Genomic DNA, 13,569 nt, shown 5'->3' on the forward strand with positions numbered 1-13,569 from the left:
TCCTTGAGCGAAGAAATCAAACGATAACAGTGTATCGCTTCGGCGCAAAAAGGGCGAAACCACGGCCTCGGCAGCCCTTGTGGTCAAAAACCTATTTCGATGCGCGCTCGGCCGCCTCGATCACGTGTTTGGCGAGGATCGCCGTCGTCACAGCGCCCACGCCGCCCGGCACGGGCGTGATGGCGTTAACGACCGGCTCCGCAGCATCAGAATCGACGTCACCCACCAACTTGCCAGCGGCCTCGTCCCAATTAATGCCAACATCAATGATCGTCTGGCCCTCTCGAACCGCATCCACGTCAATCGTACGCGCGCGTCCAACGGCGGCAACCACAATGTCGGCAGCACGGCACTCGGCAGCAAGGTCGTGCGTATGCGTATGGCACGTCGTCACTGTGGCATTGCGAGCCGTAAGCATGGCGGCAACGGGACGGCCAATCACCAGCGACCGACCAACGACCGCGACCTTGGCCCCATCCAGCTCAACGCCGTAATGATCCAGCAAAGCAAGCACGGCTTCGGCTGTGCAGGGGGCAAAACCCTCGCCGCGCCCCGAAAGCGTGGTGAGCAGCGAAGCCGGCGTCATGGAGTCAACGTCCTTGGCAGGATCGAGTGCCGCGGCAACCGCGTCCTCGTCAAGGCCGGCGGGCAGCGGGCGGAACATCAGGCAGCCATGAACAGACGAATCGGTATTGATGTCCTCGATGGCCGCCAACAGCTCGTCCTGCGAAACATCGGCGGGAAGCAAAACGCGGCGAGCCTCAATGCCAACCTTTTCGCAGCGCTTGAGCGCACCGCGCTCGTAGGATAGGTCGTCCTCGCGTTCACCCACGCGCACGATAGCCAGCGTCGGCACAACGCCGCGCTCGCGCAAAGCCACGCAGCGAGCAGCAAGTTCCTCAGTCAAAGCGCGAGCAACGGGGGCACCCTTCAGCAGTTCAGCCATGGCTATCCCCTCTTCCTTGCGGCGTCGGCGGCGCGGCGCGCCAGCGCATCGGCGCGCGGCAACCACATGTCGAGCAACTCATCACACGCCGTCTCGAGCTCCTCAGCACGAGCGCGATCCTTCATAGACGTGGTGTTCGCAAAGAGCGTCAAGCTCGCGCCCTGCATAGCGGAACGGCAGAACACGGCGCCGCACGCCACATCGGACAGCAGCTGACGCGAACCCTTGTCGGCCATGTCCTCGAGCAGCGCCAGTGCACGCCCGCAGGCATCCATAATGCGATACGGCGGCATAGCGGCCACATGCAGCGCATCCTGAATCGCGGTCGCTCGAGCCGGATCGCCACGCGGAATACCGTACGCCGCGGACACCTGCCCATATGCACGAACGTCCTCGGCAACCAACTCGACAAGCTCCTGGGCCAACTCATCTGCCTGGGCAAATGCGCGCGTCAGGTCATCCGCGCGATCGGCAAGCGCAGGATTGGTCGCACCATAACGAGCGACCATTCCACAAAGCGAGGCGCCCAGCGCGCCCACAAAGGCGCTCGCGCTGCCACCGCCGGGAACCGGCTCGCGTGCGGCAAGTGCCTCGGCAAACTCTCGACAGGTTTTATCCATCATCTCTTGGCTCATACGCACGCACCTTCAAGTCATATACATCGGTCAGGCGGCAACCGCCGACCAACCGCATCGAACACGTAATGGTGCTAAGTCTAGCCCATAAGCACATGGGCGTCAGCGCACCTGGCCATCGCGGATTTCTATGACGAACGATAGGCCATGCCAACGCAAACATGGGACACATGGCCCACGTTTCGAGACTCCCGGGCAGCGGCAACTGGGGCATACATATAGGTAAGGAGCCCCATGTTGGGGCAACGCTCATCACGGCACCGGACGACGAATGGAGGAATCACCGCACAGCAAACAAAGTCATCATGTGCACGCGCAACCGCCGCCCCAGCGATCCGCGGCACACGATGTCCCTGGCAGACAAGGAGGACGCCACCATGAAGAAAAAGACCCTATCAATCCTTTCCCTTTGCATCGCCCTCTTTGCCGCATTTGCCCTTGTCGGCTGCGGCGGGAACGCATCGGGCGGGGGCAGCAGCGCATCCAAGAGCGAGGGCAAGGAAAAGGCCCCCGTCGCCAAGAAGACCGACTTTATCTGGTTTAAGGTCGAGATGCCCGAGGGCGTCGGCGTAAGCGACTCCGCCGGCAAGAATGCCGACAGGGTCCAGCTCACCTTCCCCGAAGACGAGAACGCCTCGGCCGATCGCTTTATCCCCGTTTGGAAAAAAGCGATGACAGCCGAGGAATCCCACGCCGACCAGGCAGAAAAGAAGGGGGATACGTTCCAGTGGAAGGATGGCGGGTCCGTCGAGTATAACGGCAGGACGTGGCTCGTCGGAACATACGAGGACAACAGCGGCATCTCAACCATGCTTTTTACCGACGTTGAGCCGGGAAGCGTCTACGTCCTCATCTCGAACTTCGACCAGCACAAGAAAGAAGCCGAGACGCTCCTCAACTCCATCGAGTTCCCCGATGACATGGCAGAGGCAGTTTCCGAGGCGCGCGAAGTCGAGATTTCGAGCATCGAGCTCAAGTAACGGGACACCCGCACGCGCCTACGCGCACCTGCGCACATGCGCCCCATTAAAGCAACGGGCACCCAACCCCGGGGAGGGCCGACAGGCATCGGCCCTCCCCTCTTTTGGACCCGCGCATATTGCCACTTGTCGGCGCAAATCCGGCCCTCAGAATGGGACACATGGCCCACCCTAGCGAGCCGTCCACGCGTACAGTAAAGGCAGGTAATCCATGGGCGGTTACAGATCGAGGAGGACACGACCATGAAAAAGAAGGCCTTTGCGATTCTCACACTCTGCATCAGTCTCCTTGCCGCGGTTGCCCTGGTGGGTTGCGGCGGAAGCGGCGGCGCTACCGGCAGTGGCGGTGGCGGCGGCGCAGAAAAGCCAGCCGTGGATATGAGGACCGACTTCATTTGGTTTAAGGTCGAGGTGCCCGAGGGCGTCGAGATCACCGACGTTGCCGGCGACACCGCCGACAGGGCCCAGTTTAAGTTCACCGAGAGCGAGCACGCCAGCGATCGCTTCATCCCTGTCTTCGACTCTGACAAGAACGCTGACGAGCTGTTCGGCTACGAGGCCAAATGGAAGGCCAACTTTGAGTGGACCGAGAATGATCCCGTCAAGTACAACGGCAAGACTTGGCGCAACGCTTCCTATACACACTCGGGCGGCGTAACGACTGAGTACTTCACCGAAGCAGGCGGCGGCAGCGTTTACGTGAGCATCGACAATGTCGAGGAGCACAAGGACGCCGTCGAGACCATGATGAAGTCTCTGGAGTTTGCCGATGACATTGCCAAGGCCAAGACCGAGGCCATGGACGTCAAGCTCGACGATATCGAGATCAAGCGCTAAGCGACTGGCGAGCGCAACGGGAAACACGGTCGCAGAGCAAACAAGCGACGGTACCCCAGCGCTTCGTACCCAGGGAGGGCCGGTAAACCGACCCTCCTTTTCTTATGCCGATAGCCGGCGAACGCGAGGGTGCCGGGCGGCAAAACCACCCCCAGCGCGGTAGCAGCACAAATAGACAAGCGCCCCAACGCGTCCGCCCGCCGATTTATGGCGCCACGCAGACAATTAAGCCAACACGTTTAGACATCCGGGCAGTATAGTGAACAAAATGAGTGCATAACCGCACCCTGCGAACGGAGGAGTTATGACCGAACACCACGCCATCAGCCGTCGAGCATTCACGTTGGGCCTAGGACTCGCAGCATTGTCGCCATTTGTAAGCCTGCCCGAAACCGCGGGATTGGGCCTTCCCGTGCGCGCGGCATTTGCAGAAGACGCTGCCACAGCGTCAGTCAGCCTCGACAATTTCGTCATTCGCCTTCGCCCCGCGGGCTATTTTCGCACCGCGAGCGTCAACCAAGACGGCAACGTTCGCGGCAACGTCTGCCACCTGTTTAACGACGGCACGTCCAGCAAGCTCATCCTTGAGAACGTAACGACCAAGAATGACGATACAAACTGGTATGCTATCCGCACCTTGCTCAATTTCGAAGAGCATAAAAAGACGGGCTACAGCATTTGGTCGGTCGACGACGACTCTGACAAAGATGGAAAGGTCATCCACGTATGGGGCGGCGAGTATGACAACAAGCCCAGCCGCGCTTTTGCGTTCGAGCGTCAATCAAACGGAACCTATATCATCCGAGACCGCACGGTCGAGAAAGAAACCGAGAAAAAAGACATTAAGTACCTGGCAATAGAATCGAACGGCGAAGACCAGGACAACAATAAGATCTGCCATAAGAGTAAGAGCATTCCGTGGGAGCTCGAACTTATCGGTTACGACATGAAAAAGAACGATGCCACGGTTAGCAGCCTCGACTGGATCACGTACAGCAGCTACGTCGATGGGCCATGTTGGATGAAATACGTCGACGACAACAAGTTCCTCGACGAGCTGAGCATCCCGGGTACGCACGATTCGGGCACCTGCAGCGTGGACAACGACACTGAGCCCCAATCCTCGCAAGTAAAATGCCAGCAGGATTACATTCCCACGCAGTTGCTCGAAGGCATTCGCTATTTTGATATCCGGCTCGGAAAGGGCGACGACCCCGGTATCGACCACGGGGATTACTACCTGCTCAAAAAAGACGCGTACTTTATGCATCTTTCCGATGTCATAGGCTACTTCAAAACGTTTTTGAACGAAAACCCGACAGAAGCGCTCATCATGCTTGTATCACGAGGCAACGACGAGGCTACCGACGAAAGTGTTACGACGGCTTTCGCCAAGGTTTTGGACGACAACCCCAAACTGTTCTATACGTCGAGCCGAATCCCCGCGCTACACGAGGTGCGCGGAAAGATCGTTCTGCTGCGTCGATTTAGGCTCGCCGGCAACAGTGTAAGCGGCCACACGTGGGGCCTCGACCTTACCGAATGGGATGACAAGATCAAGGCTCACTCCGACAGCGCCACTATGTGTCTCGTCCAAGACGCGCGGGGCTTTGAAGCCGCGGGGGAAACAGGCGACAAAGAGCCCTATTGCACCAAGGTATACGCCCAGGACAAGTACAAACTCACGGGAACCGACAAGCTCAGCTGGGTCGATAATGCGCTGAAGGAAACGACCGGGCGCACGCGCAACGAGGTAGATGTCGAGGACGATAACGGGGCCAAGGAGCAAGTCCTGGAGCGCTGCTGGTCTATCAACTACACCAGCTGCACGGGCTTGTCGCACGGAGGCAATCCTTTTACCTCGGCACGAGTAGTCAACGAGCATCCGTATAAGAGCCCGTACATCAACCCCAGCGGCACCGAGGATACAAAGTCAGATTACCTCAAGCACATTGGCATCATCGCATCCGACTTTGTTGATGCGGCGCTGGCCCGGAGCATCTACCAGCGCAATTACGATACGGAGCACAAGCAGACGGCTTCGTACTATCTCCCGTACTATCTCCCGACCCGCATGCGCATGACGTACGGCGACTCGCTGAGCGATGCCTCATTCCAGGATGGCAAGACCGTTGGCGAGGGTCATTTCCGCCTTGCTGACAGCAGCAACGCGCTCAACGCGACAGCTTCGGGCCATGCGTTTGCCATTGAATACGTGGATGTCGACGCCCTGGGCAACGAGACCGTTACGGGGCTGCAGGGCTCTGTGCCCATCGATATCGATCCACGCGCGCTGACGCCCCATTTTGAGGGACTCGAAGGCCTTAAGGCCGGCGAAGACGTGCGCGCCAAGATTGCGGCATCACTCGAGGGCAAGCTCGAAACCGATGCCTGCACGGCCCAGCTCGAGTTTGTGCACGACGCGGACGGCGCTCCGGGCACGGCAATGGCCGAGGGCGAAACATTTGCCGCAGGAACGTACTGGGTGCGCGTGAACGGTCTCTTGGGCGACGCGGCGCAGAACTACACGCTCGCCAGCGACGGAGCCGCAAGCTTTACCGTAGCGGCCTCGGGCAGTGCGGGCGGCACCGGCAGCGACACGGGTTCCAACGCAGGCGGCGCCGACAAGAACGGCAAGAGCAACAAGAGAGGCCAGGGCAAGGGCTCGGGCGGAAAGCTCGCCGACACGGGCGACAGCTCTGGCGTTGCCGCCGGGCTCGCTGCCGCCGCCGTGGCGACAACGGTCGCAGGTGCAGCAATGCTTGCCAGTGACCGCGACAACGCTGGGGACGACAGCGAGTAGGCAAGCCCGCCTTTTAGACACATCGACTCAATCGGGGGCGCAGGACACCGTTCTGTGCCCCCGATTTTTACCTTGGCCCGAACGCCGCCATGGGCTACATCACCATGTTCAGCGCGTTAACAAACTCCTGGGCCTTCGCACGACTGCTCAGACTAAAGACGCAAGCGGTTAACAGTCGATTGCGCAGGAAAACGTCGCGACCCTTGATCCTGTTGACCCCAGTGATGTCCTTAAGGTAAACAATCTCGGTGTGCTTGCCACCAAACGTGCCCTTCTTGAGCACCTCAATACGGTTAGGGTAGATCTTGACGTCTTTAAACCTACCCGAACCTTTATCCTGGAATAGCAGCGTGTTCTTGTCCATGCATGTCACTCCCGTGGGGTTCGCTAAAACTGCCTTTATGGTCACATTTTAGTCACCGCAAGGCTCCCATGCGAAGGTGCCAGACAGCACAGCAATTCGTGTCCGCGCGAGGCTTTAAACTAGATGCGATAAAGATGCATTCCACAAGAGGAAAGTGGGGCGACAGTGATGGGCGAACTGGTAAACCGTGGAGAATCGGCAATCGTGCCCGAAGGTTTTTACAAGCAGGTTTCCTCGATTCTCAACGCCGCTCGCGACAAGGCCTATACCGCCGTTAACTTTGCGATGGTTGAGGCGTATTGGGAGATCGGCAAGAGCATAGTTGATGAGCAGGGCGGAGAGGAGCGCGCCAAGTATGGAGAGGCGCTGCTCAAGGCCCTCGCAATCAGACTTACCAAGGATTTTGGTAAAGGTTTTGGAGCAAGAGAGCTGCGCAAAATGCGTCAGTTCTATCTTGCATTTCCAATTCGGGACTCACTGCGTCCCGAATTGAGCTGGACACATTACCGCAGGTTAATACGCATTCCTGACCCCGAAGCTCGCACCTGGTACATGAACGAATGCGCCGACTCTCGCTGGAGCACGCGCCAGCTCGAACGCCAGATCAACACCATGTTCCGCGAGCGCCTACTTGCCAGCAAAGACAAGGAGGCTGTCACCCAAGAAATCCAAAAGAGCGCCCCAGCTCGTCGCCCCGAGGATATCATCCGCGATCCATATGTACTGGAGTTTTTAGGTTTCTCGGACGATACTGCGTTTCGCGAGAGCGATCTAGAGCAGGCGCTCATCACACATCTTCAGAAGTTCCTGCTGGAGCTTGGCCGTGGCTTCGCTTTCGAGGCGCGCCAAAAGCGCATCACCTTTGATGGGCGCCATTTCTATATTGACCTTGTTTTTTACAACTATCTGATGCGCTGCTTCGTGCTCATCGACCTTAAGACCGATGACCTTACGCATCAGGACCTGGGCCAGATGCAAATGTATGTGAACTACTACACGCGTGAGCTCATGAACGAAGGCGACAATCCGCCCATAGGCATCGTGCTCTGCGCGGACAAAAGCGATTCGATCGTCGAGTACACGCTGCCCGAAGACAACGACCAAGTGTTTGCCGCCAAATACCTGCCGTATCTTCCAAGCAAGGAAGAGCTGGCGCGCGAGCTGAGTGCCGAGTACCGCGCCATCAACGAAGCGACCAATGGCGAAACGCAAGGGTAGCAGCACGTTGCGACCGAAACGCCCGCACGCCTGTGAGCCGTCCCGCGCTGCGCTTCCCTACTTCCCAAAGATCGCAGCGAGCAAGCCCTTGCGTTTGGGCTTTTCTTCTCGGTAGGAACCCTCGACGGCGGCTGCAACCTGGCGCGGTTGCTCGCCGCCTCCACGGCGCACGATCTGGTACAGAAACGGCGACTTAACGTATTTGACCTCGATGGGCGTGGCGTGCACGGTGCTCTCGCCGGACAGATGAAGGCTCAGGTTGAGCGGCGCCACGATATGCGTCTCGCGCTTGTCGCTAAACACCACCGCGGCCGCGCGGCCCGTCTGGCCGTTCACGGCGATGCGCACCTGCTCGCCGTCGCGGCTATCCGTCGCCGGACGATCGACAAAGTAGACCGGCACCATCACCAGACCGTCCTTTTGCTTGCGGGCCTTGCGCGCCCACATGCGAATGCTCTTTTTATTGAGCCCCAGTACCGCCTCGGCATCGTTGCCGGCAATGTCGAGCGCCAGCTTATCAATGACCACCTGGTCCTTGGTAGATGCATCGACGGAGACAACGCGAAAGTCGCCCTCCTGCATGGCAGGATCGAACGGCCCCACCTTGCCAAAGTCCCACGGCTCCAAAATGCCCATAAGACGAACGTCCAGGTAGTTTGCCCGCGGATACGCCCAATCGAGTACCTCGTAGTACACCAAGGTCTCCTTGCTCAGGCCCTTGCCCGGGAAGCTCGCCATCATACGCAGGTCCGCCAGCGCCATGGGGAAATAGAAGAGCATCATGTCGTTTTGGATCGCGTCTTCCACGTCGTGCCCGGCAAAGGCATCCGGGTACTGGCGCACCAGCTGCAGCGCGTTGGCACGTGCCTGCTGCGGTGAGATTTCGCAGGGAATACCCTGCTCCGGCACATACTCCGCACCCACGCCCATGGTCAGACGTTTGCTAAACGTACCGGGCTTGAGCAGGTCGGCAATGCCGATCTTGTTGCCGCAGGACGGGCACTCAAACACACGCTGCGTTGACTCGCCCTCAAAGGACGCGCCGCAGAAGGGGCAGGGAATGCTCACGTGCGTGGCTTCTTGGAACTCCTGCGCCGTGCCGCGGTCTTCCCACAGCAGATGCTCCAGAACCGACTGATTGCGCCAGTGCTCATTAAAGAAATACCAGTCGGGGTCCACCGGGCGCTCGAGCTGCGACACATGCGTGAGCTTAAGCAGCCCATCGACAACCGTCAGTGGCGTATGGCGAATGCCCAGGGCGCTCTTGGGCTCCCCCGCATCGGCCTGCCACGGAACGACCGTGCCGCAATAGGCGCACTCAAAGCTGCGTTTAGCCTGGTGTGAGTACATAGGGCCGCCGCAGTTTTGGCATTTAATGGCAAACATCTCGTCCATGAATACGTCCTCCTTTGCACTGGGGCTGTCGACATTAAGTATGTTGGGCAGGTAAGCACGTGCCCATACCCATGTGGCCCAAAATGGACCACCCAGGCAGACGAGAAGGCTCGCTCGTTAGCACCGGCAGACTATTGCTGCATTTTCTGAGTATCGGTGCACGGCGCCCCCGCGCGAGCTACACTATCCCCTTAAACATGATTGTGAGGACGACCGCTATGCTATTTGTAAATCGGCTGGTACATACGCTTGTTCCCGGCAGCGAGGGCGAGCCGGTCGATACCTCCCGCCGCACCAACGCGGGCTTCGCCGCAAGCCTCATCTGCATTGGCCTCAACATCACCTTGTGCCTGGCCAAGGGCATCGCGGGCCTGCTCGCTGGCTCCGTCTCCCTCATCGCCGACGCTTTCAACAACCTCTCCGATGCCTCGAGCAACATCGTGAGCCTGCTCGGGTTCCGCCTCGCCAGCCGCCCGGCAGACGAAGGCCACCCCTATGGCCACGGCCGCTACGAGTACCTCGCCGGCTTGTTTGTCGCCGTCCTGGTTTGCGCCGTCGGCATCAACCTGATCCTCGAGTCGGTCACCAAGATCATCAAGCCTTCCCCCACCGCTTACACGCTCGTTTCCCTTGCGGCACTGGCTACATCCATGCTCGTTAAGCTCTGGATGGCCGCATTCAACCGCGCGCTGGGCAACCGTATCGATTCCGAAACACTCATTGCCACAGCACAGGACTCCAAAAACGACGTCATCACCTCGGGCTCGGTCTTGGTGGCGGCGCTTATTTCGCAGACGACCGGCTTTGACCTCGATGGCTGGGCAGGCCTGGGTGTGGGCATCTTCATCTGCATCAGCGGCATGGGCCTAGTGCGCGACGCCATCAGCCCGTTGCTGGGGCAAGCGCCCGACCCCAAGCTCGTCCAGGCAATCCGCGACAAGATCATGTCCTATCCGCAGGTCTTGGGCACACACGACCTGATGGTGCACGACTACGGCCCCGGTCGTCAGTTTGCCAGCGCTCACGTGGAGATGCCCGGCGAGGGCGACGCATTTGAGCACCACGAGATCCTGGACACCATCGAGCACGACATCAAGCGCCAGATGGGCATTGGCATCACGCTGCACTGCGACCCCATCGCGACAACCGGCGATGATTTGCGCGGCTGGGTCAAGCGCGGCGTTATGCAGATCGACCCCGCGCTCTCCATCCACGACCTGCACGAGCACGACGGGTTCGTTTCGTTTGACCTGGTGCGCCCCGACGGCTTTGACATATCCGACGAGGAGCTGCTGGAGCTCGTCACGCGCATCGTGCACGAGCGCCGACCCAATGCCTCATGCGTCGTTACGTTTGACTCGGGCTTTAGCTCGCCCGACCGTCGGCTGAACAGCTGTAGCCCGCTTAACAGCTAGTTTCCCTGCGCGCCCGAGATGCCGTTTTGCAGTGCATTCCAGGCACCCGTCGCCATGTCGCCCAAGTTCTGCGCGGTGTCGCCCAGGTTTTGTGCCGTATCGCCCAGCTCTTGCGCCTTGTCTCCCAACTCCTGTGCCTTGTTGCTCAAGTCCTCCAGCGTATTGGAACTCGAGCTGTCGGTACCGCTTTGGCCGTCGGGCGAGTTGCCCGAGCTATTCTTGTGCGTGAGTTGAATTTCGAGGTTGCCGCTGTCGTTATAGTAAGCAGAAGTAACGACCCAGTTGGCATCGATGACGGGCGTTGAGCCATCATCAGTCAGGACCACGGCATTCGAAAGATTGGCGCCGCGCGACTTGAGAAGTTTCTTGGCGTTGGACCAGTACTGCCCCGGGATATCGCTCAGATCGACGGTGCTAGACGAGGCGGACTCGGTTTGCTCGGCAGCGGTATCGGCCGTTGAACTCCCTCGCTTGTTGAGCATGCCCGACACAATGGCAAACACAACCGACAGCGCAAAGAAGATCGCCAGCACGATGAGGATCTTCTTGATCACGCTCGACGAACGCGACGGCTTCTTCTCCTCGTCCTCGCCATATTGCGGAATCGACTTGGGGTACTCGCGATACGGCTCGCGCGACTCGTAGCGAGACTGCGCCGTGCGAGGCATATACGTCGTCTGCTGAGGCTGCGGAATGGGATTTTGCGGCAGGTCATCATAGGGATTCGGCGTCGAGGCGGCATAAGAATCCTGCGGCGCGTAATCAAACGGGTCCGGAGCTGCGTTGCCATAGGGGCCTTGCGAAGATACAGCATAAGAATCCCGCGCTGTGTCGCCATAGCCCATAACCCGGGTTGGCTCGGCAGAAGGCTGCGTCGCGGCGGGGTCGGTATAACCGGGGTTGGGAACAACGCGGGTCGCATCGGCGCTATCGCCAGCCTGCGCAGAACCGTAGCCGCCCATCACGGTTGTCTTGTCCTGATCCATGCAACGATTCCTTTCCGTCGCGCGTGAGCCTCAAGTTATCCATGCATTCTACCCGCGCAAAAGCCTATGATGGGCAGAGCCCGTCGGTATCTACAAGACATGCGCGGGCCTAAGGATAAAAAAGCCACGCCGGGCCTTGCGGGCACGGCGGGGCGGGCTAGCAGCTATGGACAGCAGACTTAGAACAGGCCGGTAATGTTGCCGTCGTTGTCGACGTCGATGTTCTCGGCCGCGGGGACCTTGGGCAGGCCCGGCATGGTCAGAACACTGCCAGTCAGCGCGACCACAAAGTGGGCACCGGCGGAAACCTTGAGCTCACGCACCGTGATGCGGAAGTTCTCGGGAGCGCCCAGGGCCTTGGCGTTGTCGCTAAAGCTGTACTGCGTCTTGGCCACGCACACCGGCAGGTTGCCAAAGCCGTTCTCGCGCAGCTCGGCGAGCTGGCGCTTGGCGGCCGGCGTAAAGTCAACGCCGTCGGCGCGGTAGACCTTGGTGGCAATGGCCTCAAGAGCGTCGGCCACATCGGCGCCGTCCTCATAGGCAAACTTGAGCTCGCTCGGCTGCTCAATCAGACGCATGACCTCATCGGCAAGCTCGAGCGCGCCCTCGCCGCCCTTGGCCCAGACCTCGGAAAGCTTAACGTTGACACCGAGCTTCTGACACTCGGACTCGATGAGCGCAAGCTCGGCCTCGGTGTCCGTCGGGAAGCGGTTGATGGCGACTACGCAGGGCAGACCATAAACGTTCTGGATGTTGTCGACGTGACGCAGCAGGTTGGGCATGCCGGCCTTGAGTGCCTCGAGGTTCTCCTCGTTGAGGTCGGCCTTGGCGACGCCACCGTTGTACTTCAGCGCACGAGCGGTGGCGACGACCACGACGGCGCTGGGGCGAACGCCCGTCATGCGGCACTTGATGTCGAGGAACTTCTCGGCACCCAGATCGGCACCGAAGCCGGCCTCGGTAATGGCGACATCGCCAAAGCGCATCGCCATACGCGTGGCCATGATGGAGTTGCAGCCGTGGGCAATATTGGCGAAGGGACCGCCGTGGACAAACGCGGGCGTGCCCTCGAGCGTCTGCACCAGATTGGGCTTGAGCGCATCCTTGAGCAGGGCCGCCATGGCACCCTGAGCCTTAAGGTCACGGGCGCGAACGGGCTCGCCGGCATAGCTGTAGCCGACAACAATCTCGCCCAGGCGCTCCTTGAGGTCATTGATGCTCGTGGACAGGCACAGGATTGCCATGACCTCGGAGGCAACGGTGATATCGAAGCCGTCCTCGCGCGGCACGCCCTGGGCCTTGCCGCCAATACCGTCGATGACATGGCGCAGCTGACGGTCGTTCATGTCGACGACGCGCTTCCAGGTGATGCGCTTAACATCGATACCGAGCTGGTTGCCCTGCTGAATATGGTTGTCGAGCATGGCGGCCAGCAGGTTGTTGGCAGCACCGATGGCATGGAAGTCGCCGGTAAAGTGCAGGTTGATATCCTCCATGGGGATCACCTGAGCCCAGCCGCCGCCGGCAGCACCGCCCTTAACACCAAAGACGGGGCCGAGCGAAGGCTCGCGCAGGGCCACGGCACTCTTGACGCCGCGACGACGCAGGCCATCGGCCAGACCGATGGTCGTGGTGGTCTTGCCCTCGCCCGCAGGCGTTGGGTTGATAGCGGTCACGAGGACGAGCTTGGCCTGGTGATCGGTCGGCTCGTTGAGCAGCGAATAGTCGACCTTAGCCTTGTCGAAGCCGTACGGAATAAGGTGCTTAACGTCGACGCCGGCGTTCTTGGCCACCTCGGTAATAGGCAGCGGCGTGACAGAACGTGCGATTTCGATGTCAGTAGGCATGGGCGGTCCTTTCGTTACCGAATGAGAAAAAGACCAATTCAGCATAGCACGGGCGCGCAATAGTAAAACACCCATAACCGATGAACGGCGATATGTTTACCCGATGCCCAGCGATAGCCCAACAGCCCGCCAAAACAAAGCGC

11 protein-coding genes are annotated in these 13,569 nt (G+C 59.7%); 5 read left to right on the forward strand and 6 right to left on the reverse strand.

What is annotated here, in order from left to right:
* Positions 1–91: 91 nt before the first annotated feature.
* Positions 92–946: a bifunctional 5,10-methylenetetrahydrofolate dehydrogenase/5,10-methenyltetrahydrofolate cyclohydrolase gene (locus tag DXD48_RS06545; protein ID WP_117564484.1), complete on the reverse strand. Its 855-nt coding sequence runs from the start codon at positions 944–946 to the stop codon at positions 92–94.
* Between the two features lie 2 nt (positions 947–948).
* Positions 949–1,581 carry a cyclodeaminase/cyclohydrolase family protein gene (locus DXD48_RS06550; RefSeq protein WP_055250908.1) on the reverse strand — a complete coding sequence of 211 codons (633 nt, stop codon included), beginning with the start codon at positions 1,579–1,581 and terminating at the stop codon, positions 949–951.
* 377 nt (positions 1,582–1,958) lie between these two features.
* On the opposite strand from DXD48_RS06550, the gene DXD48_RS06555 reads away from it, so the two are divergent.
* From DXD48_RS06555 to DXD48_RS06565, 3 genes are all read left to right on the forward strand, one after another.
* Positions 1,959–2,561: a hypothetical protein gene (locus DXD48_RS06555; protein ID WP_147324152.1), complete on the forward strand. Its 603-nt coding sequence runs from the start codon at positions 1,959–1,961 to the stop codon at positions 2,559–2,561.
* Between the two features lie 243 nt (positions 2,562–2,804).
* Positions 2,805–3,398: a hypothetical protein gene (locus DXD48_RS06560; protein WP_117564486.1), complete on the forward strand. Its 594-nt coding sequence runs from the start codon at positions 2,805–2,807 to the stop codon at positions 3,396–3,398.
* Between the two features lie 304 nt (positions 3,399–3,702).
* The gene (locus DXD48_RS06565; RefSeq protein WP_117564487.1) at positions 3,703–6,201 is read left to right on the forward strand and encodes a phosphatidylinositol-specific phospholipase C; all 2,499 of its coding nucleotides are present in this window, start codon (positions 3,703–3,705) and stop codon (positions 6,199–6,201) included.
* Between the two features lie 94 nt (positions 6,202–6,295).
* On the opposite strand, the gene DXD48_RS06570 is transcribed toward DXD48_RS06565, so the two are convergent.
* On the reverse strand, positions 6,296–6,565 hold the full coding sequence (locus tag DXD48_RS06570; protein WP_117564488.1) for a hypothetical protein: 270 nt from the start codon (positions 6,563–6,565) through the stop codon (positions 6,296–6,298).
* A 168-nt stretch (positions 6,566–6,733) separates the two neighbouring features.
* Between DXD48_RS06570 and DXD48_RS06575 the strand changes: the two genes are divergently transcribed.
* Positions 6,734–7,783: a YhcG family protein gene (locus DXD48_RS06575; protein WP_117564489.1), complete on the forward strand. Its 1,050-nt coding sequence runs from the start codon at positions 6,734–6,736 to the stop codon at positions 7,781–7,783.
* A 57-nt stretch (positions 7,784–7,840) separates the two neighbouring features.
* Here DXD48_RS06575 and DXD48_RS06580 read toward each other — a convergent pair whose 3' ends face one another.
* The gene (locus tag DXD48_RS06580) at positions 7,841–9,178 is read right to left on the reverse strand and encodes a hypothetical protein (protein WP_117564490.1); all 1,338 of its coding nucleotides are present in this window, start codon (positions 9,176–9,178) and stop codon (positions 7,841–7,843) included.
* 218 nt (positions 9,179–9,396) lie between these two features.
* On the opposite strand from DXD48_RS06580, the gene DXD48_RS06585 reads away from it, so the two are divergent.
* Positions 9,397–10,593, forward strand: a complete 1,197-nt coding sequence (locus DXD48_RS06585) for a cation diffusion facilitator family transporter (protein ID WP_117564491.1) — start codon at positions 9,397–9,399, stop codon at positions 10,591–10,593.
* Here DXD48_RS06585 and DXD48_RS06590 read toward each other — a convergent pair.
* Both DXD48_RS06590 and DXD48_RS06595 read right to left on the reverse strand, forming a co-directional pair.
* Positions 10,590–11,579: a hypothetical protein gene (locus DXD48_RS06590; RefSeq protein WP_089572154.1), complete on the reverse strand. Its 990-nt coding sequence runs from the start codon at positions 11,577–11,579 to the stop codon at positions 10,590–10,592. The two genes, DXD48_RS06585 and DXD48_RS06590, sit on opposite strands and share 4 nt — an antisense overlap.
* 179 nt (positions 11,580–11,758) lie before the next feature.
* Complete coding sequence (locus DXD48_RS06595; protein WP_117564492.1) at positions 11,759–13,426, reverse strand: formate--tetrahydrofolate ligase; 1,668 nt, start codon at positions 13,424–13,426, stop codon at positions 11,759–11,761.
* Between the last annotated feature and the right edge of the window lie 143 nt (positions 13,427–13,569).

The organism is Collinsella sp. TM05-37 (genome assembly GCF_003436455.1).
GTDB lineage: Bacteria > Actinomycetota > Coriobacteriia > Coriobacteriales > Coriobacteriaceae > Collinsella.